Origin of the sequence: Rhodococcus sp. IC4_135 (assembly GCF_011602025.1) — a bacterium.
In the GTDB taxonomy this organism is placed as follows: Bacteria; Actinomycetota; Actinomycetes; order Mycobacteriales; family Mycobacteriaceae; genus Rhodococcus_F; species Rhodococcus_F baikonurensis.
On the sequence record NZ_JAAOLG010000036.1, the window covers coordinates 1 to 24,103 of the forward strand.

The following is a 24,103-nucleotide window of genomic DNA, read 5'->3' on the forward strand; positions in this document are numbered from 1 at the left end:
ACACGACATCGCCACTCCTATGGCTGTCCCACCTGTGACATAGACGCTATTAGATAACCATGAGGGACAGGGCGACCGACACGCCGTGCCTACCGTGCCTTCATCCTGATGCGGCGCTAGAGATAACCCGCAACAACGTTCTGGCCCACGATCTCTCGGACGTGATGTTCAAACCGGGAACACGTGACTGCGTCGTATTGTCCGGAGTGATGACCGACCCGTACTCCGGTGACCGCGTCGAATTCGAACGAAGCCGGGCCAAGTCCGTCCAGATCGACCACGTCTTCCCACTCGCCGCTGCCTGGGACTTCGGCGCGAACTCCTGGACGCCCGCGCTTCGGATGAGGTTCGCGAACGACACGTCACTGAACCTGTTGGCCGTCAACGGCCCCGACAACCAGTCGAAAGGCGACAGCACGCCCAGCGACTGGTTGCCGCCCAATCCTGCGTACCGATGTTTCTACGCAGGCAAGTACTTGACCGTCGCGATTTCCTACGGCTTACCGGTCAGCCGGGCGGATCACTCGGCGTTGACAGAACTCGCCACTCGCTGTTGAGCTACCGGCCGTCCTTCACCACTCGACCGCTCTGAATGACGAGTGCGATGCGCTCACGATCAGCGAAGATGGACGGATCCGTCAACGGATTGCCGCGGAAGGCAACGAGGTCGGCGAACTTGCCTACTTCGATGGTGCCGACCTCGTCGGCGATGCCGAGAATGTCGGCGTTGATCCGGGTAGCGGAAACCAATGCGTCCATCGGGGTTTCGACCTTGGCGCGCAGGACAAGCTCCATCCCCCGACCTGTTTGATCGGTACCGATAAGGTCCGATCCCAATCCCACTCTGACGCCGGCATTTCGAGCGGCGAGGAGTCCGTCGATCTGCCCCTGCATCATCTGGCCGATGCGCGCCGAAATCGATTCGGGTAGACCCGCTGACGCCGCGCTGTCCGAGAGCGCCTGCACCACAGCCAAGGTCGGTACCAAAGCGACGTCGTGCTCGGCCATCAACTTGGCCGTCTCGTCGTCGATGTCGGAACCGTGCTCGACGCATTTCGCGCCGGCGGTAACCGCGTTCCGGATTCCCTCGTTGTTGTGAGCGTGCACCGTGACATACGTACCGCGCGCATTGGCTTCCTCGACGGCAACTCCGATCTCGTCGACCGTGAACTGCGTGTCGGTGAGCTTGTCATGAGTGGATACCACTCCCCCGGTGACGCACAGTTTGAGGAAGTCGGCACCTCTGCGGAACGTCTCACGAACGTTCTTTCGCATTTCGTGCGGGCCGTCGGAAAGCAGAGACATACAACGCAATCCGGGGATGTCGTGATCGGACCAGTCCGAAGTCGGCTCCCACTCGGCCGCCAGGTGTCCGTGTCCGCCGGTCTGGCATTGGATCGGGCCACACTGAATGATCCGCGGCCCCGGAATCTTGCCCGAGGCGACAACTCCGGCGAGTCCACCGTCGATTCCGCCGCAGTCACGAACCGTGGTGAATCCCCCGTCGAGAGTAGACGCGCAGGTCGCGAACATGTCTGCGGCCAGTTCGGCTACCGATATCTGACGCCGCAGGCTCGGGGCGAGATCACTCGATCCACCGAGATGAACGTGTGCGTCGATCAGTCCGGGCGTGATCGTCAACCCGGTGCAGTCCAACACCTCTACCCCCTCGGGCGGCGTGCCACCGATCGCACTGATGCGTCCGCTTTCCACAGCAACAGCACAGTTCTCGATCGGTTCGGCTCCCGTACCGTCGATGATCGTTGCACCGGTCAGCCATACGACAGACATATTGAATGTTCCTCCGACGTGTACCGATCGCCGGAAGAATCCGCCGACATACCGAATAGGGTTCGGTTAGTATGATGCATGTCGGCTCCTGAAATCAAGGAGTTGTCATCAATCGATCGAGTCCGAGATTGCCGACGAATCCCTCACCAGGAGAATCGATGCCGCGCCCCACCCAGCCGATACTGTCCACGGGCAACATCACCGACGCCGCCCTGGATGCTGTCGACGCGACCGGTGACTTCACCATGCCCGGAATCGCCAAGCAATTGAACGTGACTCCGTCTTCGCTCTACACACACGTTTCGGGTCGATCCGAGATCGTCGAACTCATGCGCATCCGTGTGATGTCGTCGATCTCGGTCCCGCAACCACCCGCAGGATGGAGCGAGCGGGTCAGCGCGTGGGGGTGGGCCTATCGCCGAGCTGCGGTCGAGCATTGGCGTCTCATCCCGCTGCTCATGACGCGAAGCGTCCGCACCGAGGTGACTTTCGACATCGATACCGCACTGGTCCAAGCATTTTCGGATGGCGGGTTCGATCCGATCGACACTCGTCACGCAATTTCCACGCTGGACAGTTTGGTCCTCGGATCAGTCGTCAAGCTGTCGACGCCGGATGTCGCGTGGACTCAATCCTCGAACCCGAGCGAGATCACCCGTGAGGCCACGACCCCACTGCGAACCGACGACACCTTCGACTTCGGCCTGAGAACCCTGATCGCCGGATGGATGGCCCAGTGCGTCATCCGCCTGTATACCGAATCCCATTCGGATCTACCTGTCACTTCACCGTGAACGACCTCGTATGCCATCCCGTGGCGCCACCGGGAATCGGCGGAGTGCGCTCTTCCACCTGAACGTTCCCGTCCAAATCCGTCGCCCTGACCTGCACGGTGTGCAAACCTGAGCCTGCATCCCACATCCACGACCATTGCCGCCAGGTGTCGATCGAGTACTCCTGCGCCAGTGTCGCCGGTTGCCATTCGCCGTTGTCCACGCGAACCTCGACCTTCTCGATTCCACGATGCTGGGCCCAGGCAGTTCCCGCCACCAGCACCTGGCCCGGCTCGATCGGCGCCAGAGCTGCCGGTACCTCGATACGCGACGACGTCTTGATCGGTGCCTGCGCACCCCAACCGCGCTGGGTCCAATAGGCCTCGACCTTGTCGAAACGCGTGAGTTCCCACTCCGTCACCCATTTGGTGGCGGAGACGAAACCGTACAGGCCGGGAACCACCTGCCGAACGGGGTAACCGTGCTCGAACGGCAACGGCTCACCGTTCATCGCCACGGCGAGAATCGCGTCACGACCATCGGTGACTATCTCGACGGGAGTGCCGACCGTGAAGCCGTCGACGCTGGTCGAGAGAAGCATGTCCGCGTCGGGATGGACACCGACTTCGTCGAGCAGGTCCTTCATGGGATAACCGATCCACTTCGCGTTCCCAGCCAGGACACCACCCACCTCGTTGGAAACACACGTCAGCGTGATCACCCGCTCGATGGGCGTTCGCGCCACCAGGTCGTCGAACGACAACGTCATCTCGCGGTCGACCATGCCGTGAATCCGCAGTTCCCATGAGTCCGTCGTCAATTGCGGAACGAGGAGAGCGGTGTCGATGCGATAGAAGTCGTCGTTGGGCGTGATGTACGTCGACGCACCCGCAATCCCGATGTCTGCACCCGCCGGAATCGGCGGCGCCGGGTCAGCGGCGGTGGGCACGACGAAATCTTCACGATTCGCGACTGCTCCAGCGATTCTCTGCCCCACGAACTTCCCGGCGGCACCCGCGGCCGCAGCCACTGCCAACGCCGCACCTGCCAGCAGAAGGAACTGACGACGAGGCAACCACGAGTCGGCGACGCCCGGCGAGAGCGGCACCTCCAGTTGCGTGATCAGCAACCGCAAGGTTGCAACGCCCGCCACCACACCGACCAGCGTCGGGAACACGTACATCGCATCGGCAGTCGGGCGCTGCATCGCCGCATACACACCAACCGCGCCCAGAAGAACGAGGATGACACTGCCGATCGGGCGGCGTCGCCGTTCCAACAGCCCGGCCACCGCACCGAGCAGAACGATCAATATCGACATTCCGATGAACAGCGCCGGCTTGTCATTGGTGCCGAAGGTGTCGATCGCGAACTCGCGAGCCCACGCCGGGGTTCGGTCGACGGTGGTTGCACCGACTGCGTAGAAGGGCGACGCGTCCGGGTTGATCGGCAGCGCCACCAGTTCACCGACGCCCAGGACGACAGCCGCGGCCAAGACCCCGGAGATCGCGTGAGCAGCCCATCTACGACGCGGTGGACGAGATTCGGTGCTCGGGTGCTCGTCGATGTTCTGTGTGACCATGTCGTCTCGGCTCTGTCGGTGCGAGTGGTGCTTCGATCGGATACCCGACATTCGGCGCTGCGGGACATCCGGATGGGTGCACTCGTCTATCAAGAACTACGCCGAACTCGCGATTAGAGTGGGGACAATGACCGTCGACCTCAACAAGGACACGCTCCTGTGCATGTCGCTCTCCGGGCGACCGAGCAACATCGGCACGAGGTTTCACAATTACCTCTACGAGGAATTGGGCCTGAACTTCGTCTACAAAGCCTTCACCACCGAAGACGTGCCAGCCGCGATCGGCGGCATCCGAGCACTCGGGATTCGAGGCTGCGGGGTGTCGATGCCGTTCAAGGAACAGGTCATCGAGCACATCGACGTCATGCACGATTCGGCCAGCGCCATCGACTCCGTGAACACGATCGTCAACGAGTCCGGAGTGCTGCACGCCTACAACACCGACTATCAGGCGGTGGCCGATCTGCTGCGTGACAACGACGTCGACACGAGCCTGTCCGTCGCTGTCGCCGGCAGCGGTGGCATGGCAAAAGCAGTCGTCGCTGCGGTGCGCGACACCGGATTCACCGACGTCACCGTGATCGCCCGCAACCAGCAAGTGGGGTCGTCGCTCGCGAAGCAGTACGGCTTCGACTGGCAGGCCGAACTCGGTGAGCTTCGTCCCCGTGTGCTGATCAACGCCACTCCGATCGGTATGTCCGGCGGCGCAGAGGCAGATGCATTGTCGTTCCCCGAACTAGCAGTGCGCGCCGCCGATGTCGTCTTCGACGTCGTCGCGATGCCTGCGAACACGCCACTGATCGCGTTGGCGACCGAACTCGGCAAGACGGCGATCACGGGAGCGTCGGTCATTGCCCTTCAGGCCGCCGAGCAGTTCGTGCTCTACACCGGCGTGCGTCCGAGCGCGGAGCAGATCCAGCGAGCGTCGGAATACTCACGGGCGTAGGAACCACGTCGCCGTGAACGAGACCGGGGAGACTCCACCTCAACAACTCGCGCGGAACTTCAACGAGTTGTTGCAAGAACTGCGCGTCGCGCTCTCTGGTGTGCAGATCCTGTTTGCCTTCTTGCTGGCCGTGGCATTCACCGAACGCTACGAGGAAGCGTCGGCGTACATCCGCGGCATCCACTTGGTGACGGTGATACTTGTTGCCATCTCGTTCGGGTTCCTGATGGCACCCGCGGTCTGGCATCGCATGCTCTTCCGCCGTGGGCACCGCGAGAACATATTGCCCGTCGCCAACCGATTCGCCCTGTGCGGCATAGCCTTTCTCGCCGCCTCCATGACCGGCACGGTCCTGTTGATCGCCGAGGTCGCCGTCGGCGGAGTTGCCGCAAAGATCTTGGCTGCGTGCGCCGCCATCATGTTCACAGCACTGTGGTTTCTCGTGCCGTCATTCATCGATCGCGCCAAAGGCTGACTCAGGCTCCGGTTTCGACAGCGCGAGTGCCGTCGTTGGACCACTGCGACCACGAGCCCGGAAACAGGGTCGCGTCGTACCCGGCGATCGCGAGTGCGGCAATCTCGTGCGCTGCAGTCACTCCGGATCCGCAGTACACCGCCACCTTGTCCCCGACGCCCAGGCCCGCGAACCGTTCACGCAACGCGGCCGCATCCAGGAATCGACCGTCGCCGGTGATGTTCTCTGCGGTCGGTGCGCTGACCGCACCGGGAATGTGACCCGCGACGGGATCCATCGGCTCGACCTCGCCGCGGTACCGCTCCCCGGCTCGGGCGTCGAGCAGGACACCGCCCTCGCTCGTCCAGTTGCCGACGCCGTCGATGTCGACGGTCGGCATGTTGTCTCCGGTGAAAGTCACATTGCCCGGGCTGACGGACTCGCCGATACCGGCCGCCAACGGCAGTCCCGCGGACTCCCAGGCCTGCAACCCGCCGTCGAGGAGTCGGACGTCCGAGAGTCCGGCCCACCGCAGCAGCCACCAACCGCGGGCAGCGGCGGTATTGCCGGTGGCGTCGTAGAGCACCACCGAATCACCGTCGTCGATTCCCCAACGACGCGCGGCCTCCTGCAGGTCTTCGAGTCCAGGCAGCGGGTGCCTTCCCTTGTCCGTCGACGGCGTCGAAGCCAGTTCGTCGTCGAGGTTCACGAATACCGCACCGGGAATGTGTCCGTCGCGAAAATGCTGCTCGCCGTTCGAATCACCCAGCGCCCACCGGACATCGAGCAATCGCGGCGCGGCTCCGGCCTCGATGAGAGCGGACAGTTCTTGGACGTCGATCAGCACGGGAAGTGTCATGAGCCCATCCTGACACGACCTCTCACGCAACCCCGAAGAAGGCACCGAGACCCACCAACAACACTCCAGTCACGACATCGATGCGCTTGCCGACGCCAGGACGACGCAGCTTCTTGCCGGCTCCGGCCGCCATCACCACCACGATCGCCCACCACAGTGCCGCGGCGACCACCGTCGCTCCCGCCAACATCAGTGTGCGCAGCCCTGCTCCTTCACCGGGCTCGATGAATTGTGGGAGTAGCCCGAGAAAGAACAACAACGCCTTCGGGTTCAGCAAGTTCGAGAGGAAGCCGTAACGAAACGCCGTGGTGACCGCGATCGGTTCTTTCGCTGCCGGAAGTCCCTCGTCCGAGGCTCGCGCCTTGAATGCACTTCGGATCGCGGAGATGCCGAGCCAGGTCAAATATGCCGCCCCGGCGTAAGTGAGCGCAGAGAGCAACTGCGGACGCGTCGCGACGAGTGCGGAAAGGCCCAGTGACGCGGCCGCCGTGTGAACGAAGAGCCCCGAAATCACGCCGGCCGCCACCACCGCACCGGTCCGTCGATCTGCCAGAGAATGACGCAGGATCAGGACAAAATCCGGTCCCGGCGTGAACAGGACGATGGATAGCAGGGAGCCGAAAGCAAGCCATTGACCGACACTCATCCGAAATACCTCACACCCGAGCTGATTCGAGACACATGTTCATGCCAGGAGTGTGCAACTGGATCCGGGAACTTCAAAACGACTCCGGATATAGTTCGGCAGATGACGAAGAATGAGCCTCTGGATCCGGTGGACTGGAAGATTTTGGCCGAATTGCAGAACGACGCGTCGATCACCAACAAGGTGTTAGCCGATCGTGTCGGCTTGGCGACGTCCTCGTGCCACGAGCGCGTACGACGCCTGCGTGCCAACGGAACGATCAGCGGTATCCATGCGGTTGTCGACCCGGCCGCGGTGGGCCGCTCGATGCAGGCGATCATCGCCGTGCAATTGCGACCGCACCGACGCGACCTCGTCGACCGCTTCACAGCCGACGCGCTCGCGTTGCCGGAAACCCTTGCGCTCTTCAACGTCTCGGGGCCCGAGGACTTCTTCCTCCACGTCGCGGTCCGCGACAGTGCGCATCTACAGCGAGTATTGATCGACCACCTCGCCGCGCATCCCGAAGTCTGGCACGCCCAAACGCACCTCATCTACGGCAAAGCGGTCACCTCACCCATCCGGCCGGACAGGTAAATCGCGCCCCGAGCGGGTCGGGCAGAATCACTGACCATGTCGGACTCCACAGAAACCACCGAACCGGAAGCCGTTCGTAGCAACTCGCAACCGATGAGCGCAGGCATCGTCACGGCCCTCGTCGGCTTCACCAGTTCGTTCGCGGTAGTGCTCACCGGCCTCGCCGCTGTCGGCGCTGACGCGACCGAGGCGGCGTCCGGACTGCTGGTTCTGTGTGTGACCCAAGCGTTGGGAATGCTCTGGCTCTCACGCCGGTATCGGATGCCGATCACCCTCGCCTGGTCGACGCCCGGTGCCGCTCTGCTCGCCGGCGCCGGAGCGGTCGAGGGTGGGTGGCCGGCCGCGGTCGGAGCATTCATCGTCGTCGGATTCGCGATCGTGCTGACCGGACTGTGGCCGACGCTCGGAAGGGTCATTTCGGCAATCCCGACGCCCCTCGCGCAGGCGATGCTCGCCGGAGTTCTGATGCCGTTGTGCCTGGCGCCGATCATCGCCGTCCGGGACGCACCGGCAGCGGTCGCGCCGGTCATCCTGGTTTGGCTTGCGGCGCAGCGCTTCTCCAAGCGATGGGCGGTTCCGCTCGCGTTTCTCACCGCAGCGGTCGTGATCGGGATCAGCCTCGTCACGTCGGATCGAGTGCTCGACGCCGGCGCCATGATTCCCCGCATCGATCTCACCGCGCCGTCGTGGACCTGGCAGGCGATGATCGGCATTGCGATTCCGCTCTACATCGTCACGATGGCTTCGCAGAACATTCCCGGTGTGGCCGTGATGAATTCGTTCGGCTACACCGTTCCCTGGCGGCCGTCGATGATCGTGACGGGTATCGGCACCATCGTCGGCGCTCCGGCCGGTGGCCATGCGATCAACCTCGCGGCGATCAGCGCAGCCCTGGCCGCCGCCCCCACCGCACATCCGGATCCCAAACGTCGATGGATCGCTGCCTTCACCGCAGGCTGGGCCTATCTCGTTCTCGCTGCCGGCGCGGCCGCCGTGGCCGCTCTGGTAGCCGCCGCTCCAGCCGGAGTCGTGGAAACTGTTGCCGGACTGGCGCTCCTGGCAACTCTTGCCGGCGCCCTCACATCGGCGCTGAGCGAGGCGAGTGAACGTGAAGGTGCCGTGGTCACGTTTCTGATCGCCGCATCCGGGGTCGGTATCCTGGGAATCGGTTCGGCATTCTGGGCACTGTTGGTGGGACTGATCGTGCGTGCCGTCCTGCAGGGCACCACCCTGCCCTCACTCTCGCGAAAGTCGTCACTACAGTCGAAGCCGTGAGCACAGCGCAAACGCCCCCGTCGATCAGCGAGTTTCCCGTTCTCTGGCCCGTCCCGACGCGGTGGGACGACAACGATCACTACGGCCACGTCAACAACGTGACGTACTACTCGTACTTCGACACCGCAGTCAACGCCTGGCTGATGTCTTCCACCGGAACCGACATCCGCAATCTGCCTGCCATCGGCGTCGTCGCCGAGACATCGTGCCGGTACCTGAGCGAACTGTCGTTCCCCGAGCAGTTGCAGGTGGGTATCTCCGTCGAGAAACTCGGCACCAAGAGCATCGTCTACGCCCTGGCGATATTCCACGAGGTCGACGGTGGCAATTGGGAACCCGCCGCCACCGGACGCTTCGTCCACGTCTACGTCGACGCCGACACCCGTAAGCCGGTGGAGATCCCGGCCGCCATCAGATCGGCAGCCGGGACCTTGACCGAAAACTAGCTCAGACCGAGCTGATCTGCCGTCAGGACGGCGCGTGCAACGATTCCGTCGATCAGCGCGACCGTCGGGCCGCCGTGCTCGGCCTTGTTGCGCGGATCGTCGAGGATGCGTCGCAGCACGCCCTCGGCGATGATCGAGAGCTTCCACAGCGCGAGTACGTGCCAGTATCCGACGGCTGACACGTCGCGGCCCGTCGCCTCGACGTAGGCCGCGACCAGCTCCTCGCGGTTCGGAAAGCCCTCCAGCGTGGACGCCATGAACGGACCGGCAACTTTGTCACCGGCTTCCGGCCAGTACGCGAGCAGTGCACCGAGATCCGCGAGCGGCTCCCCCAACGTGCACAACTCCCAGTCGACGACCGCAACGATGCGCCCCTCGACCGGATCGGTGATGACGTTGTTGAGGTGGAAGTCGCCGTGAACCAAGGTCACTTCGTTCTGTTCCGGAATGTTTCGGTGCAGAATCTCGGCCAACCGGTCGACGTCCGGAACATCGCGGGTCTTCGACTTCTCCCACTGCGCCGACCACCGTTTGAGCTGACGCTCGGCAAAGGGCTTTCGGCTGGCCAGATCCTCGAGGCCGGTCTCTTCGAGGTCGACCCCGTGGATGCTCGCGAGGGTTTTCGGCATCGCCAGTCCGACCGCACGACGCTCGTCCTCGGTCAACTTCTGAGCCACCGGGACGCCGTCGATCACAATGCCGTCGATGTAGCTCATCAGGACCAGCGGAGCGTCCGTGATCTCCGGGTCTTCCGTGATACCGAGGATTTTGGGAACCGGAACCTTGGTTCCCTGGAGCGAGGACAGAATGCGGTGCTCACGAACGACGTCGTGCGCCGACGCCAACAACGTGCCCAGCGGAGGTCTGCGCAGTACCCACCGTCCTCCGCCCGCATCCGTCACGGAGTAGGTCAGATTCGATTGCCCGTTACCGATCCTCTCGAAAGTCAGTGGTGTCGTGGCGCCGACCCCCAGTTCGGCGATCCACGCGGAAACAGCTTCTTCGTTCAAACCGACTGCAGTCACCGCACCGATGCTAGCGGTTGACACCGGATCGGTTGGGCGTACCGACACGTTTGTTACTCGCCAGTTCTCAGTCCAGGTCTTGATACGGCAGTGAAAATACTTGCGGATTTCCCAATCAGGGGGATCCTGATGGTAGAGCGACAACTGCATACAACACATCGGGATTGTGCGGCGTACTCACGAGGCGCGCCGGGCATGAGCAGAAACCGAGGTGAGCGAAGATGATCGACAACCTCGATTATCCGGTCCAACTCATCCAACCGAACGGCGCACGAGTGTGCCGGCCCGAATTCGACCGTCTGATAACAGACATCGGGCCTGAAGAACTGCTGTCGTTGTATCGCGATCTCGTCGTCAGTCGCCGAATCGACACCGAAGCTGTTGCCCTGCATCGTCAAGGCGAAATAGGTTTGTGGGCTCCGATGCTCGGCCAGGAGGCCGCGCAGGTCGGTTCCGCGAGAGCGCTTGCCTCCGACGACTTCGCCTTCACCAGCTATCGCGAACATGCCGTCGCGTACTGCCGGGGAGTTCCCCCCGAATTGCTGACCACGATGTGGCGCGGAATCTCCCATTCCGGTTGGGATCCAGAACAATTCAACGTCACCAATCCGGCGATCGTCGTCGGCTCTCAAGGGCTGCACGCCACCGGATACGCATTGGGCGCACATCTGGACGGCGCCGAGATCGCGACGATCGCCTACTTCGGTGACGGCGCCTCGAGTCAGGGCGACATCGCCGAGGCGATGGGATTTGCTGCCAGTTTCCGTGCCGGCGTTGTCTTCTTCTGCCAGAACAATCAGTGGGCCATCAGTGAACCGGTATCCCTGCAGTCCCGCACACCCATCTCACATCGGGCGATCGGTTACGGCATCCCGGCGATCCGCGTCGACGGTAACGACGCCCTCGCCGTTCTCGCAGTCACGCGCTGGGCGCTCAATCGCGCACGGGAAGGCAGCGGCCCGACGTTCATCGAGGCAATCACCTGCAGAATGGGCCCACACACGACGTCCGACGATCCGAGCAGGTACCGCGCCGATACGGATATGTCGGAGTGGAGAAACCGCGATCCGCTCGAGCGCGTGCGTCTGCTCATGGAACAACGCGGCCTTCTCGGCGAGAAAGAACTCACTACCATCGCGGCGGCCGCCGACGACGTCGCAGCTGGACTACGACGCGCAACCATCGCGCTCGCCGATCCGCCCCCGTCAGCGCTTTTCGATCACGTCTACCTCGAGGCACACCCACTGATCGACGCCGAACGTGAAGAGCATCGCGCGTATCTCGGCAGCATGGAAGGGGCACTGTCATGACCGTCATGAATCTGGTGACCGCACTCAACACCGGCCTGCGACGCGCACTCGAAGACGATCGTCGCGTGGTGATCATGGGCGAGGACGTCGGCCGTCTCGGCGGTGTATTCCGGGTTACCGACGCCCTGCAGAAGGATTTCGGCGATACCCGGGTGATCGACATGCCGCTCGCCGAATCAGGGATTGTGGGAACGGCTTTCGGCTTGGCTCTGCGCGGGTACCGGCCGGTCTGCGAGATCCAGTTCGACGGTTTCGTCTACCCGGCTTTCGACCAGATCGTCTCGCAGGTGGCAAAGATCCACTACCGCACCCGAGGCGCCGTGACAGCGCCACTGACGATTCGGATTCCCAGTGGCGGCGGAATCGGTGCCGTGGAACATCATTCGGAGTCGCCGGAAGCCTACTTCGCTCACACCGCAGGACTGCGGGTGGTGTACCCGAGCAATCCGGTCGACGGTTTTCACATGATCCGGCAATCGATTGCCGCCGACGACCCGGTGATCTTCCTCGAACCCAAACGGCGTTACTGGGATACCGCCGAGGTGAATACCGATGCCGCGCCCGAGCTTCCGCTCCACCGCGCCCGTGTCGCCCGCTCGGGAAACGACGCGACAGTGGTCGCGTACGGATCCATGGTCGCCACCGCACTCGACGCCGCACGGATCGCCGAAGACGAAGGCCGCGATCTGGAGGTGGTGGATCTGCGTTCGCTCTCCCCCGTCGACTTCGACACGATCGAGGCGTCGGTGAACAAGACAGGCCGGCTGGTCGTCGTCCACGAGGCGCCGAAGTTTCTCGGCATCGGCGCCGAAATCGCAGCACACGTCGCGGAACACTGCTTCTATCAGCTGGAGTCACCGATCCGTCGGGTCACCGGATTCGACATCCCCTATCCGCCTGCCAAGCTCGAGCAATTCCACCTTCCGGACGCCGATCGGATCCTCGCAGCGCTCGACCGAACGCTGGCAGCATGAGTACGACGCACGAATTCCGGTTGCCGGATCTCGGCGAGGGCCTGACGTCTGCCGACCTGGTCGAGTGGACGGTCAGGGTCGGTGACACCGTGGCACTCAATCAAGTTCTCGCCCAGGTCGAGACAGCCAAAGCTCTTGTCGAACTGCCGTCACCGTATGTCGGCGTTGTCAGCGAGCTTCTCGTCGAACCTGGCACCACGGTTCCGGTCGGTACTCCGATCATCCGTATCGAGGGTTCGGACGATTCACATGATCCACAGCCGCCGAGTGTGCTGGTCGGGTACGGACCCGCGGCCGAGAGACCGAGTCGGCGCCGGCGCAGGATCACGCCGGACTCACTATCCGCGCCGAATATCGAGCGTCGGCCCGCAACACCCTCGGCGCGGCGCGCGGCCCGCGAAGCCGGCATCGACCTGAGCGAAATCACCGGCAGCGGATTCGACGGCGCCGTCACGGCAGCTGACGTCGCAGACGTGCTTGCCGTGAAGGCGCCTTCGGATAACGCGACACGCCTGGCCTCGTCCGGCATACGGAAACAGATGGCGTCGGCGATGGTTGCCAGCGTCCGCGCTCCGCAGGCCAGCGTCTTCCTCACCGTCGATGTCACGCCGTCGATGGAACTGCTCGGCAGGCTCCGTTCCTCGGACGCGTTCACCGGACTTTCGCTCACTCCGCTGACTCTCGCGGCCAAGTCAATGGTGACAGCAATTGCGGCGCACCCCACGGTGAACGCGCATTGGGACGAGACCCGCGGCGACGCCGTCGTCGACGATCACGTGAATCTCGGCATCGCCGTCGCCTCCGAACGTGGGCTGTCCGTGCCCAACATCAAGAGCGCCGAGACCTTGAGCCTGGTCCAACTCGCACGCGCGGTCACCGAACTGACCGTCGCTGCCCGCGCGGGAGTGACTGATGTCCATCACTTGACCGGTGGCACCATCACGATCACCAACGTCGGAATCTTCGGCGTCGACGGGGGCGTTCCGCTCCTCAATCCGGGAGAAGCCGTCATCCTCTGTCTGGGCGCAGTGAGCGAGCGTCCCTGGGTAATCGAGCGCAAGATCGAAGCGCGGAGCGTCGCGACACTGACGTTGACGTTCGACCACCGGATACTCGATGGTGAGCAGGCCGCGAGATTCCTCTCATTTGTCGCACAGATGCTCGCGGACCCGGACCTGTTGCTGTCTCACCTGTAAAAAGGAACGAGTGAGCGTCAACCCCACCGACCGAGTAGTCCCCACCTCCGCCCTGGTACGCGCCCGGGCCGGCATCTTCGGCATCTTCGGCATCAACGGATTTCTGCTCGCGATGTGGGTCGTCCACATTCCGTCCATCGAACACCGTGTGGGAATCAGTCACTCGACGCTCGGCTCACTGCTTCTCCTTCTTGCTGTCGGAGCCATTGCCGGTATGCAATTGAGCGGCCCACTCGCCGATCGATACGGCAGCAGGCGCATGGTCATCCTGGCGGGTAGCGGGCTGGCATTCGCCACTCTCGGCCCGGGATTTGCCACGAACACCTGGCAACTGGGCGCCGCACTTGTTGTATTCGGCTTCGCGAACGGCGCGTTGGACGTGTCGATGAACTCGCAGGCTGTCGAGGCCGAACAGTTGTACCGGCGCCCGATCATGGCGGCCTTTCACGGCATGTTCTCCGTCGGGGGTGTGTTGGGTTCCGTCATCGGATTCGGCACTCTCGCACTGGATCTTCCGCCGTACGTCACACTCGGCATCGCGTCGGCAATCGGATTGCTGGCCGTCTGGCTGTGCTCGCGGCCCCTGCTCCCCCACCTCGACGTTCACACCGAAACCGCGTCGACTTCCGGAAAGACACACGGCAGATTCTCGGCTCGCGTGCTTGCTCTCGGAACCCTCGCCTTTGTTCTGATGCTGGCCGAGGGAGTGGCAAACGACTGGAGTGCGCTGCAGGTCAAGGAAGATCTGGGTGTCTCGAATGCCGTTGCTGCACTGTCGTTCGGTGCATTCTCGGCCATGATGACCGTCGGCCGGTTCACCGCGGATCGGATCAGCGCGGCGGTCGGCCCGGTGGCCGTGGTTCGCTACGGCGCGTTGCTGTCGTCCGTCGGCATGCTGACCGTCGTGGTCTCCGGTTGGCTACCGCTGACATTGCTCGGCTGGGCACTGTTCGGCGCAGGCCTGTCTGGATGCATTCCGCAGATCTTCACCACCGCGGGAAATCTCGGCTCGGGTTCGGCTGGTACCAACATGTCTCGCGTCGTCGGCATGGGATACATCGGATTCCTCGCCGGTCCGGCGACCATCGGGTGGGTCACCACGCTTGTGCCTCTCACCACAGCAATGTTGATCCCGTTTGCATGCGTCCTGGTCGCAGCGGGTTGTGCGGGTGTCGTTCGGCGCGATTCTCCGACCGCCTACAGACCTCACAGCTGATCCTCACGATCGGCACAGACTCACCAGGGATGCTGGTACTCGTGACCGTCTCGACCTCCACCCAGCACCCCACTCCCTCCACAACCACTCGCTTCCTCGTCCTTGCTGCGATCGCCGTCGTAGCGCTGGGCGTCTTGTATATTTTGCGACCCACCTCGCCTGGCGTGAACGTCCCGGAACAGGTGCGCGCACTTGCCGAGTGGACGGTAGGCCGATTCGACGTCACCGCTGTACTGGCAGCCACTACCGCTCTGGCCGTCGTCTCGATGGTCCGCGGACTGCCGTACGGCATCGGCGCGATCCTGCTCCTCGGAATGGGCGCTAATCTCACCAACGCGGCATTCGGTTCCTGGCTCCCCGATGTGCCCCAGGACCTATCGCCCAGCGGTCACGTGGCAGCGGCGACCGCGCTGTACTGCTCGGCGATCTTGATCTCCGCCCCGCAGTGGCGTCCGGTGGTCGCCGGTCTCGGATTCGTCGGAGTTGCTGCGATCGGTGCCAGCGCACTAGCCGCCGAGTTGAGCGGCCTTTTCGGAGTGATAGCCGGCGTTCTGATCGCTCTGGTATGGGCCTGCGCCGCAGCCATTTTGATGGCACGATCGCCCATCGCCGCGAAACGTGAAGAGCTCCGCCCGGATACGGCAGCCATCGCGTTCTCCAGGCACCGGAGCATCCGACTTTAGTCCTAAATCTTTGGTATCCAGAGATTTTCGCCGATAGCTCTCCCGCGACGGCGGGGCATGACGTATGTTCTGAAATGTCCGAATCAAGTAGTTCCACAGCGAAGGAGTCTTTACCGTGAGCCTCGAAGATCTGAACCCGCTCGAACTGATCCAGAAGTTGATCGAACTACTTTCCGGCTTCTCTTCCGACCCCGAAACTCCCGAGGTCCCGTAAAACGTCGCCAGAGGCGCCTGTTCCGAGTTTCGTCTCGGACCAGGCGCCTTTGTCGTTTCAGCACACGCCGTTGCAGCACAAGAAGTCGTTGCAGCGTGAGAACACGAAAAAGGCGCCCACTCGCGGTTGCGAGTGGACGCCCCTTCCGAGTTCCAGCGCTACAGCGCCTTGAGTTCCTCGGTAACCTCGGAGACCGACTTCTTGGCGTCACCGAAGAGCATCGAGGTGCCCTCGGCGAAGAAGAGCGGGTTCTCGATACCGGCGAAACCGGAGTTCATCGAACGCTTGAGCACGATGACGGACTTCGACTGGTCCACGTTGAGGATCGGCATTCCGTGAATCGGTGAGCTCGGATCGTTGCGCGCCGCCGGGTTGGTGACGTCGTTCGCGCCGATCACCAAGGTGACATCGGTACGAGAGAACTCGTCGTTGATGTCGTCCATTTCCTTCATCGCGTCGTACGAGACATCCGCTTCTGCGAGAAGAACGTTCATGTGACCGGGCATACGACCGGCGACCGGGTGGATGGCGTACTTGACCTCGACGCCCTTCGACTCGAGCAACTTCGCCATGTCCTTGACGGCGTGCTGAGCCTGCGCGACCGCAAGTCCGTATCCCGGTACGACGATGACCTGGTTGGCGTAGGCCATCTGGATAGCCGCGTCGGCGGCCGAGGTCGCCTTTGCCGTGCGCACGACACCGTCGGAGGATGCAGCTTCGCCGCCGCCGCCACCGAAACCGCCGGCGACGATGGCCGGGATGGACCGGTTCATGGCCTTGGCCATGAGGTTGGTCAAGATGGTGCCCGAAGCACCCACGATCATGCCGGCGACGATCATCGCCTGGTTGTTGAGCGCCAAACCTGCAGCAGCAGCCGACAAACCGGTCAGAGCGTTGAGCAGCGAGATGACGACGGGCATGTCCGCGCCGCCGATGGGCAGCACGACCATCAGTCCGAGGATGCCCGAAAGCACGAGGACGCCGACGATCCACAGTGAGCTGGTCGGGCCTTCCGGCGAGATCGCCTTGATGCCGATGATCACCGAGAACGCGACTGCGGCAATGAGCAGCAGCGCATTGAGCGGCTGCTGGAGCTTACCGATTCCGATCGGACGACCAGGCAGAGTTTCCTGCAGCTTCAGGAACGCGATCACGCTGCCCCAGAAGGAGATCGATCCGATCACGGCAGCAAAGAGCGAAGCGATGACGATGTGCACCGTCGGCGACTCGCCGTGCTGGAATGCGGTGAATCCGTCCGAGTCCAGGAATTCCGCGTACGCGATCAACGCGACGGTGCCACCACCCACGCCGTTGAAGAGCGCGACCAACTGCGGCATGGCCGTCATCTTGGTGCGGAGCGCCGGCGGGACACCGAGCACGACACCGATGACCAGGCCGGCAGCGATGAGGATCCAGTTACCCATCTCCGCATCACGAATGGAGATCAGCGTTGCAACGACGGCGATGAGCATGCCGACCGCGGCGATCTGGTTGCCGCGGACTGCGGTCTTCGGGCCGGTAAGACCCATGAGGCCGTAGATGAACATCGAGAACGCGACAATGTAGAGCGCATTGACCAGGTATTCCATTACTGGTCACCATCCTTCGACACAGACTTGGCGGCCGGCTTGGCCTTGAACATCGCCAACATGCGGTCCGTGACCACAAACCCACCGACAACGTTCACGGTTCCGAAGACGAGCGCGACGAACAAGATGATCTGCAACCCGATCGACGGATCGTGCACCTTGCCCAGAACGACCAACGCACCCAGGACGACGATGCCGTGGATGGCGTTCGTGCCTGACATCAACGGGGTGTGCAGGGTGTTCGGAACTTTGGAGATCACAGCGAAACCGACGAACCCGGACAACACCAGGATCGCGATGTTCGCCAGAAGTGATGTGTACATCAGGCGCCCTTCTCTTCACGGGTGACGCACGCACCGGCCAGAACCTCGTCGGAGAAATCAGGCGCCAATGCACCTTCCACCAACATCAGTTCGATCAGCGCTGAAATGTTCTTCGAGTACAACTCGGACGCATGCTCAGGCATCGACGCCGGCAAATTCAGCGGAGAGCAAATGGTCACGCCGTGCTTGACGACGGTTTGACCCGGCTCGGTCAGCTCGCAGTTACCACCGGTTTCACCCGCGAGGTCGACCACGACACTGCCCGGCTTCATGCCTTCGACCGCGGCGGCGGTGACCAGGCGCGGAGCGGGACGACCCGGAACCAGAGCCGTGGTGATCACGACGTCGAAGCCCTTGATCGCATCCTCGAGTGCCTGCTGCTGCTTCGCGCGCTCCTCGTCGGTCAGCTCGCGGGCGTATCCACCCTCGCCCGCCGCGTCGATTCCGAGGTCGAGCCACTGTGCACCCACCGAGCGCACCTGGTCTGCGACCTCAGGGCGCACGTCGTACCCGGTAGCGCGGCCACCGAGACGCTTGGCTGTCGCCAGCGCCTGCAGACCTGCAACACCCACTCCGAGCACCAGAACCGTCGCAGGCTTCACCGTGCCTGCAGCGGTGGTGAGCATCGGGAAGAACCGCGTGGACTCCGATGCCGCCAACAGAACAGCCTTGTATCCGGACACGTTCGCCTGCGAGGACAACGCGTCCATCACCTGTGCACGGGAGATACGGGGAATCGCCTCCACGGCATACCCCTCGATGCCGGCGGCCTTCAACTCTGCAATGCGATTGTCTGCGTTACGCGGGTTCAAGAAACCGATGAGCTTCGCGCCGGTGCTGATGCGGGCGATTTCCTCTGTCGACGGAGGCGCTACCTTGACCACCACGTCAGCAGTCCACGGATCGCCGATCTTCGCGCCCGCAGCGGTGTACAGCTCGTCGGGAATCAACGCCCCCAGACCGGCCCCGGACTCGACGACAACGTCGACACCCTTGCCGATCAAAGCGGACACAATTTTCGGCACCAACGCGACCCGACGCTCACCGTCACTCGATTCTCGAGGGACGCCGACCGACGGACGCACTTGTGCGCTCTTCGATGTTTCCATTTTCCATTACCTTCTGCGGTTGGTGGTTCGCCTGCTGCGACGAGCGGCAACCAGCATGTGATGAGCGGAAGATGACCCGCTTTTGGGTGAATGGTGACTGATAGTAGCCAGAGTTACCGCGGCGTAGGGAAACCGACGACGCACTTTCTCCATCTGAATCGAGTCCGAACAGTATGTTTGGACTTAGTTGGAGAAGCCTACTGTGAGGCCGATCACACTCGAATGGCGGGCTATTCCACTATTTGAAACGTCCGAAAGACGTAAAGGCATCAAAATGACGCGCCGAATCATCAGGGTCGAGCGAGTTTACGAACCTACTTCCGAATGTAACGCCGTCCGACTCCTCGTCGACCGACTCTGGCCACGCGGCGTCAAGCGCGAAAACCTGCAGTACGCATCGCGCCGGCATCGGATGCTCGACCCGTTGTTCTACTGACAGCAAGCAAGGACCTGCCATACAGCCACGCGCAGGTCCTTGCCGACTATCTCGCAGAATTACTCTGATGTCCTAGCATTTCCTCTGAAGGTCAATTGCTCACATATTGAGACCGCAACTTGTGCTTCACGAGTTTTCCTGTGGCGGTCCTAGGCAATTCGTCGGCAAAGTCGATGCTTCGCGGAGCTTTGAAATGTGCAACCTGGCTGCGGACATATTCCAGCAATTCCTCGGCGACATGAGCACTCGGCTCGATCCCGTCCGCTAGTTGGACAACCGCCTTGACCTGCTCGCCCATTTCCTCGTCGGGAACACCGATGACCGCCACGTCGAACACCTTCGGATGCAATGTAAGAATGTTCTCGGACTCCTGCGGATAGATATTGACGCCACCAGAGATAATAGTGAATGCCGCGCGGTCGGTCAGATAAAGAAAACGCTCCGAATCGATATAGCCGATATCACCACTCGTCGTCCACGTCGGATGATCCGGATGCTGCGCGGCGGCCGTTTTCTCGGGATCGTTGTGGTAGCGGAACGGCAGAGTCTCCCGTTCCCAGAACACGGTACCGATCTCGCCGACCGGAAGATCGCGCCCGTCGTCGGCACAGATGTGCACGATCCCCATCACACCGTCACGACCGACGGAACCCGGATGAGACAAAGCCTGCTCGCTGTTGATGAAAGTGGCGCCCGAGCCCTCGGTCGAGGCGTAGTATTCGTGGATCACCGGACCCCACCAGTCGATCATTGCCGTCTTCACTTCGGGCGGGCAGGGAGCAGCCGCGTGAATGGCGACTTTGACCGTCGAGACGTCGTAACGATCGCGGGTCTCCTTCGGCAGTTTCAACATTCGAACGAACATCGTCGGTACCCACTGACTGTGCGTCACAGCGTATTTACCGATCAACTCCAGCGCGGTCTCGGCTTCGAATGCATCCATCAAGATCACGGTTCCGCCGACCGAATTGATCACGCCGCAAAAGCGCAGGGGTGCCGCGTGATAGACCGGAGCCGGGCACAAATAGACTGTGTCGGAATCGAACCCGTACATCGGCGCGAACACCGCGGTGTACGGATCCATGGTGGTGTCCACCTCACCCTCCGGAAGATCTCCCTTGATTCCCTTGGGCCTGCCGGTGGTTCCGGACGAGTACAGCATGTCAGCCCCGCGTGGCTGCGAGTCGAGTGGATCGGCGGACTGAGCATCGACCGCATCCTCGTAGTCGTCGAACCCCTCGAGAGCGCCGCCGTACACCAACCGATGGCGAACACGTGGAATCAGCTTCTCGTCCAACGGAACTGCTGCCGACGCCTGCCCCGACGCCACCAGAATTGTCGCCTCGCAGTCGTCGACGATGTAGGCGGCCTCCGCAGCCGTGAGATGCCAGTTCACCGCAGTGATGTAGAGACCGGATCTCAATGCGGCCCAGTACACCTCGAACGCGCGGAGATCGTTGTTCGAGATGAGAGCGACGTGGTCTCCAGGCTTGGCACCAACACTTCGGAAGTATCGCGCCAACTGCGTCGACCGTTCGTCGAGTTCCCGATAGGTGATGGACTCACCCGTCGCGGGGCGAATGACGGCGGGCTTGTCCGGCGTGGACTGGACGAAATTTCCTGGAAACACGAAGACTCCTCTGTCGGTGACGACAACGCCGGGTGAGCCTGCTTCGACGTCGACAATCCTGGTCTACCACAGGAACTCTGCTTCCCTCGGAGGTTTGGCGACACCGACTCGAGGCCTGGGAATGCCCGCTCACTTATCCGGCGCGACATACAGTGATGAGAACCGAACCGTCCGAAACAGGAGATGTCCGCATGAGTGGTTGGCCCCAGGACGCAGTAGTCGACGCGTTGACGGAGGAATGGCGAGTCATCGACGCGCTGCTTGCCGAACTCGACGGTGACCAGTGGTTGGCACCGTCGAACCTTCCGGGGTGGACGGTTCACGACATCGTGTCGCATCTGATCGGTACGGAATCGCTGCTCTCCGGTATCGAACCACCGTCGATCGACCTCGACGTCCACGCATTGCCCCACGTCCGCAACGAGATTGCGGCGTTCAACGAGCGCTGGGTCGAAGGCCTGAGGCGGACACCGCACGCGGACCTGTTGGCGCACTACCGCGATATCACCGCCAGCCGAACCGAGGCACTTCGCTCGATGACGGGCGCCGACTGGGACGCCGAGACACAGACACCGGTCGGTCTTGCGCCTTATGGCCGGTTCATGCGTATTCGGACCTTCGACTGTTGGATGCACGAACTCGACATCAGAGATGCTGTCGGCATTCCGGGCGAGGAAGGCGGATTGCGCGCGGAGACTGCCTTCGGCGAAATCACCAGCGCGCTCGGTTTCGTCGTCGGAAAACGAGGAAAGGCGCCCGAGGGAGCACGGATCACTTTCGAACTCGAAGGGCCACTTGCCCGTTCACTTCACGTCTCGGTTGATGCGCGTGCAACGCTCGTCCCGGAGCTGGACGGGCCGGCGACCACGACAATCTCGATGAGCTCACCACTCTTCACCCGAATTGCCGGTGGACGCGTCCACGCGTCCGATCACCGAACCGACATCTCGCTTCGCGGTGACACCACGGTGGGCACACGCGTCGTCGACAATCTGGCGTTCACGATTTGAGGGTTGGGTGGATAGGGAACAAAGGGTTCGAAGGTCGCGAAGGTACTGAGAAGTGAAACTGTTTCTCTCGTCCTACCGATTCGGCGACCATCGCGGGGCTCTTGTCGACCTTGTAGGCCGCGGCGCTCACATCGCAGTGATCGCTGCGGCTGCCGATTCGTGGCCGCTCAATGCCCGCAGTTCGGCAGTGACAAGCGAATTGACCCCACTACGGGCAGCGGGTTTCACGGCAGAGGAAGTGGACGTCCGCGACTTCGCGGGTGCACCGGAAGCACTCGAAGCCCGGCTTCGCGAATTCGACTGCCTGTGGGTCCGCGGCGGAAATACGTTCGTTCTGCGTGCACAGTTAGCCCGAAGCGGCGCAGATCGGGTCATCGAGATGTTGGTTCGTTCAGGCGTCGTGGCCTATGCGGGATACAGCGCGGGAGCGTGCGTGGCGACTCCGACTCTGATCGGGCTCGACGCGTCGGACGACCCCGCTGAAGTCATGCCCACGTGCGGTATCGACCCGATCTGGTCCGGGCTCGCGCTGGTCGACTTCGCGATAGTGCCGCACGGCGGCGATTCGCTACTCGAAGATCCACAGGTGACCGCGCGGACGGTTGCGGCGCTGACCACTGCGGGCGCGCAATTCACCGTGCTTACCGATCAAGAGGCGATAGTCGTCGAACGCTGATCGTGACGCAGACTGAGCAGTCTGCTTCGGCCGGACTGGATCAGCCGTGCTCTGCCACTGCGGTTCCGGCTGCCGGCGACTGACGCTCGAGCCTCGTCCACGCAATCTCCCAGCGCTTGACCGAGACCTCGTCGGCGTCCTCGAGAAGGGCGTCGAGGAGCAGGCGCGGGTTTTCGCGCCATGCCAGCTCAGCGGCATGGACCTCCGCAGCCGAGAACAACCCGGACGCCTCGAGGTCGCGAATCCACTCGCAGATCTCGCCCCGGTGGATCCGTGCGATGGTCTCGTATCCCAGACCTTCGTCAAGGAAGTCGTACGAAAAAATTGCGGCAAAGTAACTGTTCGACTCACGCTGCCCGAAAATCATGTGCGTTCCTTCCTCGAAGTTGTCCGACGAAGACTCGAAATCGAACCGTTGCGAAGCCGCGCCAAAGTTTTTTTGGCGAAGTTGTAACGCTTCTTCTATCCCCGACGATTCAAACGCTAACCCCCCAAGCGGGTCTTTGGGATCACGTCCGAGAAACGATCTGATGACCAAGGCAATACCCCTGGGGTTTCCGGGCGCTCGCACCCTACGCCGGCACGCAATCAGCGCCCCGCTGACCTGCAATTTGCCCGTTTCAGGCCCTCCACTTAATCCATCCGAACAGATGACAAAAAACTTTGTGACGAGTCCCACATATTGGGATGTTTACGATCGCGATGCATATGTATCACCCATCGTGGGCACAAAAGTACGGGCAAATCGGCACGTACAGACCAGTTTTGTTCGTTATGCGCAGCGACGAAGGTCCCTTGAACGGTCGTCCAGTTGTAGTTACGCTAAGTAACGGAAGTCACGGCGGCAACCGATATTGCGGACGGCCTGCCAGGTAGCGTGACTCCACAGAACGCAGACGCGGCGCGCCGCAGCCGGCCGCCCTTTCGAAACGGAGCCCGAAGATGACCGAGACAGTGGCGCACAATCCCGCGGAAACGCGCTTCGAGATCCGCGTCGACGGCGAGCTCGCCGGTTTTGCCGAGTACTCGGACCATTCCGGCGTCCGTGATTTCCACCACACGGTGACCTATCCGCAGTTTCGTGGGCGCGGGCTTGCAGCCATCGTGGTGCGTGAGGCGCTCGATCAGACCCGGAACGAGGGATTGAAGATCCTTCCGACGTGCTCGTACGTCGAGAAGTTTGTTGCCGAGAACCCCGTTTACCAGGCATAACCGAACGAGGACGCTCCGCGAAAAATCACTCGCGGACCTGCAGACCCCGCTGCTAGCGTCGATGGTGCCGTCGTCGAAATCCCGGGCGGCACCGTCTCGGGGAAGGAAAGAACGTGGTCGCCTCAGCAGATCGGCGTCCACCTGCGTCCACG

At 62.4% G+C, this 24,103-nt stretch carries 25 protein-coding genes and 1 pseudogene; 16 read left to right on the forward strand and 10 right to left on the reverse strand.

Annotated features, from left to right (window positions below; translation table 11 throughout):
• Positions 1 to 125: 125 nt before the first annotated feature.
• A pseudogene (locus G8767_RS30960) lies at positions 126 to 557 on the forward strand (HNH endonuclease family protein); the annotation flags it as partial.
• 1 nt (position 558) lies between these two features.
• Here the strand turns inward: G8767_RS30960 and G8767_RS30965 are convergent.
• The gene (locus G8767_RS30965) at positions 559 to 1,791 is read right to left on the reverse strand and encodes an amidohydrolase family protein (protein ID WP_124569495.1); all 1,233 of its coding nucleotides are present in this window, start codon (positions 1,789 to 1,791) and stop codon (positions 559 to 561) included.
• Positions 1,792 to 1,949: 158 nt separating this feature from the next.
• Here G8767_RS30965 and G8767_RS30970 point away from each other — a divergent pair, with 158 nt between their 5' ends.
• Positions 1,950 to 2,585 carry a TetR/AcrR family transcriptional regulator C-terminal domain-containing protein gene (locus tag G8767_RS30970; RefSeq protein WP_166813675.1) on the forward strand — a complete coding sequence of 212 codons (636 nt, stop codon included), beginning with the start codon at positions 1,950 to 1,952 and terminating at the stop codon, positions 2,583 to 2,585.
• Here the strand turns inward: G8767_RS30970 and G8767_RS30975 are convergent.
• The gene (locus tag G8767_RS30975; RefSeq protein WP_166813677.1) at positions 2,572 to 4,146 is read right to left on the reverse strand and encodes a molybdopterin-dependent oxidoreductase; all 1,575 of its coding nucleotides are present in this window, start codon (positions 4,144 to 4,146) and stop codon (positions 2,572 to 2,574) included. The genes G8767_RS30970 and G8767_RS30975 overlap by 14 nt on opposite strands.
• Positions 4,147 to 4,273: 127 nt before the next feature.
• Between G8767_RS30975 and G8767_RS30980 the strand changes: the two genes are divergently transcribed.
• Entirely contained in the window at positions 4,274 to 5,092 is an 819-nt protein-coding gene (locus tag G8767_RS30980) for a shikimate 5-dehydrogenase (protein WP_029255730.1), read from the forward strand.
• 13 nt (positions 5,093 to 5,105) lie between these two features.
• Positions 5,106 to 5,567 carry a DUF6328 family protein gene (locus G8767_RS30985; RefSeq protein ID WP_166813679.1) on the forward strand — a complete coding sequence of 154 codons (462 nt, stop codon included), beginning with the start codon at positions 5,106 to 5,108 and terminating at the stop codon, positions 5,565 to 5,567.
• A 1-nt stretch (position 5,568) separates the two neighbouring features.
• Here G8767_RS30985 and G8767_RS30990 read toward each other — a convergent pair whose 3' ends face one another.
• Both G8767_RS30990 and G8767_RS30995 read right to left on the reverse strand, forming a co-directional pair.
• A complete protein-coding gene (locus G8767_RS30990) occupies positions 5,569 to 6,405 on the reverse strand; it encodes a sulfurtransferase (RefSeq protein WP_166813681.1) in 837 nt (278 codons plus the stop codon).
• Positions 6,406 to 6,427: 22 nt separating this feature from the next.
• Positions 6,428 to 7,051 carry a LysE family translocator gene (locus tag G8767_RS30995; RefSeq protein WP_095971546.1) on the reverse strand — a complete coding sequence of 208 codons (624 nt, stop codon included), beginning with the start codon at positions 7,049 to 7,051 and terminating at the stop codon, positions 6,428 to 6,430.
• Positions 7,052 to 7,153: 102 nt separating this feature from the next.
• Between G8767_RS30995 and G8767_RS31000 the strand changes: the two genes are divergently transcribed.
• Genes G8767_RS31000 through G8767_RS31010 form a run of 3 tightly spaced genes read left to right on the forward strand, consistent with a single transcriptional unit; the run spans position 7,154 to position 9,348 of the window.
• On the forward strand, positions 7,154 to 7,627 hold the full coding sequence (locus G8767_RS31000) for an Lrp/AsnC family transcriptional regulator (protein WP_003941284.1): 474 nt from the start codon (positions 7,154 to 7,156) through the stop codon (positions 7,625 to 7,627).
• Positions 7,628 to 7,663: 36 nt separating this feature from the next.
• On the forward strand, positions 7,664 to 8,902 hold the full coding sequence (locus G8767_RS31005) for a benzoate/H(+) symporter BenE family transporter (protein WP_166813683.1): 1,239 nt from the start codon (positions 7,664 to 7,666) through the stop codon (positions 8,900 to 8,902).
• Complete coding sequence (locus tag G8767_RS31010; RefSeq protein ID WP_166813685.1) at positions 8,899 to 9,348, forward strand: thioesterase family protein; 450 nt, start codon at positions 8,899 to 8,901, stop codon at positions 9,346 to 9,348. The genes G8767_RS31005 and G8767_RS31010 overlap by 4 nt, the downstream gene beginning before the upstream one ends.
• Here G8767_RS31010 and G8767_RS31015 read toward each other — a convergent pair.
• On the reverse strand, positions 9,345 to 10,373 hold the full coding sequence (locus G8767_RS31015; protein WP_095971619.1) for a phosphotransferase family protein: 1,029 nt from the start codon (positions 10,371 to 10,373) through the stop codon (positions 9,345 to 9,347). The two genes, G8767_RS31010 and G8767_RS31015, sit on opposite strands and share 4 nt — an antisense overlap.
• A gap of 221 nt (positions 10,374 to 10,594) precedes the next feature.
• Here G8767_RS31015 and pdhA point away from each other — a divergent pair, with 221 nt between their 5' ends.
• The 5 genes from pdhA to G8767_RS31040 are packed head-to-tail and all read left to right on the forward strand — an operon-like array spanning position 10,595 to position 15,752.
• Positions 10,595 to 11,683 (forward strand): pyruvate dehydrogenase (acetyl-transferring) E1 component subunit alpha, encoded by a 1,089-nt coding sequence (gene pdhA, locus G8767_RS31020; RefSeq protein ID WP_166813687.1) that lies wholly within the window; start codon positions 10,595 to 10,597, stop codon positions 11,681 to 11,683.
• The gene (locus G8767_RS31025; protein ID WP_166813689.1) at positions 11,680 to 12,657 is read left to right on the forward strand and encodes an alpha-ketoacid dehydrogenase subunit beta; all 978 of its coding nucleotides are present in this window, start codon (positions 11,680 to 11,682) and stop codon (positions 12,655 to 12,657) included. The genes pdhA and G8767_RS31025 overlap by 4 nt, the downstream gene beginning before the upstream one ends.
• Positions 12,654 to 13,853, forward strand: coding sequence for a dihydrolipoamide acetyltransferase family protein (locus tag G8767_RS31030; RefSeq protein WP_166813691.1), 1,200 nt, complete (start codon positions 12,654 to 12,656; stop codon positions 13,851 to 13,853). Before G8767_RS31025 ends, G8767_RS31030 begins: the two co-directional genes overlap by 4 nt.
• Before the next feature lie 10 nt (positions 13,854 to 13,863).
• On the forward strand, positions 13,864 to 15,069 hold the full coding sequence (locus G8767_RS31035; protein WP_166813693.1) for an MFS transporter: 1,206 nt from the start codon (positions 13,864 to 13,866) through the stop codon (positions 15,067 to 15,069).
• Between the two features lie 29 nt (positions 15,070 to 15,098).
• Positions 15,099 to 15,752: a hypothetical protein gene (locus tag G8767_RS31040; protein WP_166813695.1), complete on the forward strand. Its 654-nt coding sequence runs from the start codon at positions 15,099 to 15,101 to the stop codon at positions 15,750 to 15,752.
• A 372-nt stretch (positions 15,753 to 16,124) separates the two neighbouring features.
• Here the strand turns inward: G8767_RS31040 and G8767_RS31045 are convergent, their stop codons facing one another.
• The 3 genes from G8767_RS31045 to G8767_RS31055 are packed head-to-tail and all read right to left on the reverse strand — an operon-like array spanning position 16,125 to position 18,987.
• Entirely contained in the window at positions 16,125 to 17,555 is a 1,431-nt protein-coding gene (locus G8767_RS31045) for an NAD(P)(+) transhydrogenase (Re/Si-specific) subunit beta (protein ID WP_003941368.1), read from the reverse strand.
• Positions 17,555 to 17,878 (reverse strand): NAD(P) transhydrogenase subunit alpha, encoded by a 324-nt coding sequence (locus tag G8767_RS31050; protein ID WP_003941319.1) that lies wholly within the window; start codon positions 17,876 to 17,878, stop codon positions 17,555 to 17,557. Before G8767_RS31050 ends, G8767_RS31045 begins: the two co-directional genes overlap by 1 nt.
• On the reverse strand, positions 17,878 to 18,987 hold the full coding sequence (locus G8767_RS31055) for a Re/Si-specific NAD(P)(+) transhydrogenase subunit alpha (RefSeq protein ID WP_095971538.1): 1,110 nt from the start codon (positions 18,985 to 18,987) through the stop codon (positions 17,878 to 17,880). Before G8767_RS31055 ends, G8767_RS31050 begins: the two co-directional genes overlap by 1 nt.
• Before the next feature lie 274 nt (positions 18,988 to 19,261).
• On the opposite strand from G8767_RS31055, the gene G8767_RS31060 reads away from it, so the two are divergent.
• Positions 19,262 to 19,423: a DUF488 family protein gene (locus G8767_RS31060; protein WP_235169793.1), complete on the forward strand. Its 162-nt coding sequence runs from the start codon at positions 19,262 to 19,264 to the stop codon at positions 19,421 to 19,423.
• 91 nt (positions 19,424 to 19,514) lie between these two features.
• Here the strand turns inward: G8767_RS31060 and G8767_RS31065 are convergent, their stop codons facing one another.
• Positions 19,515 to 21,053: an AMP-binding protein gene (locus tag G8767_RS31065; protein WP_124569506.1), complete on the reverse strand. Its 1,539-nt coding sequence runs from the start codon at positions 21,051 to 21,053 to the stop codon at positions 19,515 to 19,517.
• 191 nt (positions 21,054 to 21,244) lie between these two features.
• Here G8767_RS31065 and G8767_RS31070 point away from each other — a divergent pair, with 191 nt between their 5' ends.
• Complete coding sequence (locus G8767_RS31070; protein WP_095971536.1) at positions 21,245 to 22,063, forward strand: maleylpyruvate isomerase family mycothiol-dependent enzyme; 819 nt, start codon at positions 21,245 to 21,247, stop codon at positions 22,061 to 22,063.
• A 52-nt stretch (positions 22,064 to 22,115) separates the two neighbouring features.
• Positions 22,116 to 22,739, forward strand: coding sequence for a Type 1 glutamine amidotransferase-like domain-containing protein (locus tag G8767_RS31075; RefSeq protein ID WP_166813697.1), 624 nt, complete (start codon positions 22,116 to 22,118; stop codon positions 22,737 to 22,739).
• 40 nt (positions 22,740 to 22,779) lie between these two features.
• Here G8767_RS31075 and G8767_RS31080 read toward each other — a convergent pair whose 3' ends face one another.
• Entirely contained in the window at positions 22,780 to 23,106 is a 327-nt protein-coding gene (locus G8767_RS31080) for a hypothetical protein (protein WP_003941297.1), read from the reverse strand.
• 575 nt (positions 23,107 to 23,681) lie between these two features.
• Between G8767_RS31080 and G8767_RS31085 the strand changes: the two genes are divergently transcribed.
• On the forward strand, positions 23,682 to 23,951 hold the full coding sequence (locus G8767_RS31085) for a GNAT family N-acetyltransferase (RefSeq protein ID WP_007726096.1): 270 nt from the start codon (positions 23,682 to 23,684) through the stop codon (positions 23,949 to 23,951).
• Positions 23,952 to 24,103 lie beyond the last annotated feature (152 nt).

Excerpts from the sequence above, each read along its gene's own strand:
- G8767_RS31085 (WP_007726096.1), top strand. The coding sequence starts at position 23,682 with ATGACCGAGACAGTGGCGCACAATCCCGCGGAAACGCGCTTCGAGATC.
- pdhA (WP_166813687.1), top strand. The coding sequence starts at position 10,595 with ATGATCGACAACCTCGATTATCCGGTCCAACTCATCCAACCGAACGGC.
- G8767_RS31045 (WP_003941368.1), bottom strand. The coding sequence starts at position 17,555 with ATGGAATACCTGGTCAATGCGCTCTACATTGTCGCGTTCTCGATGTTC.
- G8767_RS31070 (WP_095971536.1), top strand. The coding sequence starts at position 21,245 with ATGAGTGGTTGGCCCCAGGACGCAGTAGTCGACGCGTTGACGGAGGAA.
- G8767_RS31080 (WP_003941297.1), bottom strand. The coding sequence starts at position 23,106 with ATGATTTTCGGGCAGCGTGAGTCGAACAGTTACTTTGCCGCAATTTTT.
- G8767_RS30970 (WP_166813675.1), top strand. The coding sequence starts at position 1,950 with ATGCCGCGCCCCACCCAGCCGATACTGTCCACGGGCAACATCACCGAC.
- G8767_RS31040 (WP_166813695.1), top strand. The coding sequence starts at position 15,099 with ATGCTGGTACTCGTGACCGTCTCGACCTCCACCCAGCACCCCACTCCC.
- G8767_RS31060 (WP_235169793.1), top strand. The coding sequence starts at position 19,262 with ATGACGCGCCGAATCATCAGGGTCGAGCGAGTTTACGAACCTACTTCC.
- G8767_RS31000 (WP_003941284.1), top strand. The coding sequence starts at position 7,154 with ATGACGAAGAATGAGCCTCTGGATCCGGTGGACTGGAAGATTTTGGCC.
- G8767_RS31030 (WP_166813691.1), top strand. The coding sequence starts at position 12,654 with ATGAGTACGACGCACGAATTCCGGTTGCCGGATCTCGGCGAGGGCCTG.
- G8767_RS31050 (WP_003941319.1), bottom strand. The coding sequence starts at position 17,878 with ATGTACACATCACTTCTGGCGAACATCGCGATCCTGGTGTTGTCCGGG.
- G8767_RS30980 (WP_029255730.1), top strand. The coding sequence starts at position 4,274 with ATGACCGTCGACCTCAACAAGGACACGCTCCTGTGCATGTCGCTCTCC.
- G8767_RS30990 (WP_166813681.1), bottom strand. The coding sequence starts at position 6,405 with ATGACACTTCCCGTGCTGATCGACGTCCAAGAACTGTCCGCTCTCATC.
- G8767_RS31005 (WP_166813683.1), top strand. The coding sequence starts at position 7,664 with ATGTCGGACTCCACAGAAACCACCGAACCGGAAGCCGTTCGTAGCAAC.
- G8767_RS30995 (WP_095971546.1), bottom strand. The coding sequence starts at position 7,051 with ATGAGTGTCGGTCAATGGCTTGCTTTCGGCTCCCTGCTATCCATCGTC.
- G8767_RS30965 (WP_124569495.1), bottom strand. The coding sequence starts at position 1,791 with ATGTCTGTCGTATGGCTGACCGGTGCAACGATCATCGACGGTACGGGA.
- G8767_RS30975 (WP_166813677.1), bottom strand. The coding sequence starts at position 4,146 with ATGGTCACACAGAACATCGACGAGCACCCGAGCACCGAATCTCGTCCA.
- G8767_RS31055 (WP_095971538.1), bottom strand. The coding sequence starts at position 18,987 with ATGGAAACATCGAAGAGCGCACAAGTGCGTCCGTCGGTCGGCGTCCCT.
- G8767_RS31025 (WP_166813689.1), top strand. The coding sequence starts at position 11,680 with ATGACCGTCATGAATCTGGTGACCGCACTCAACACCGGCCTGCGACGC.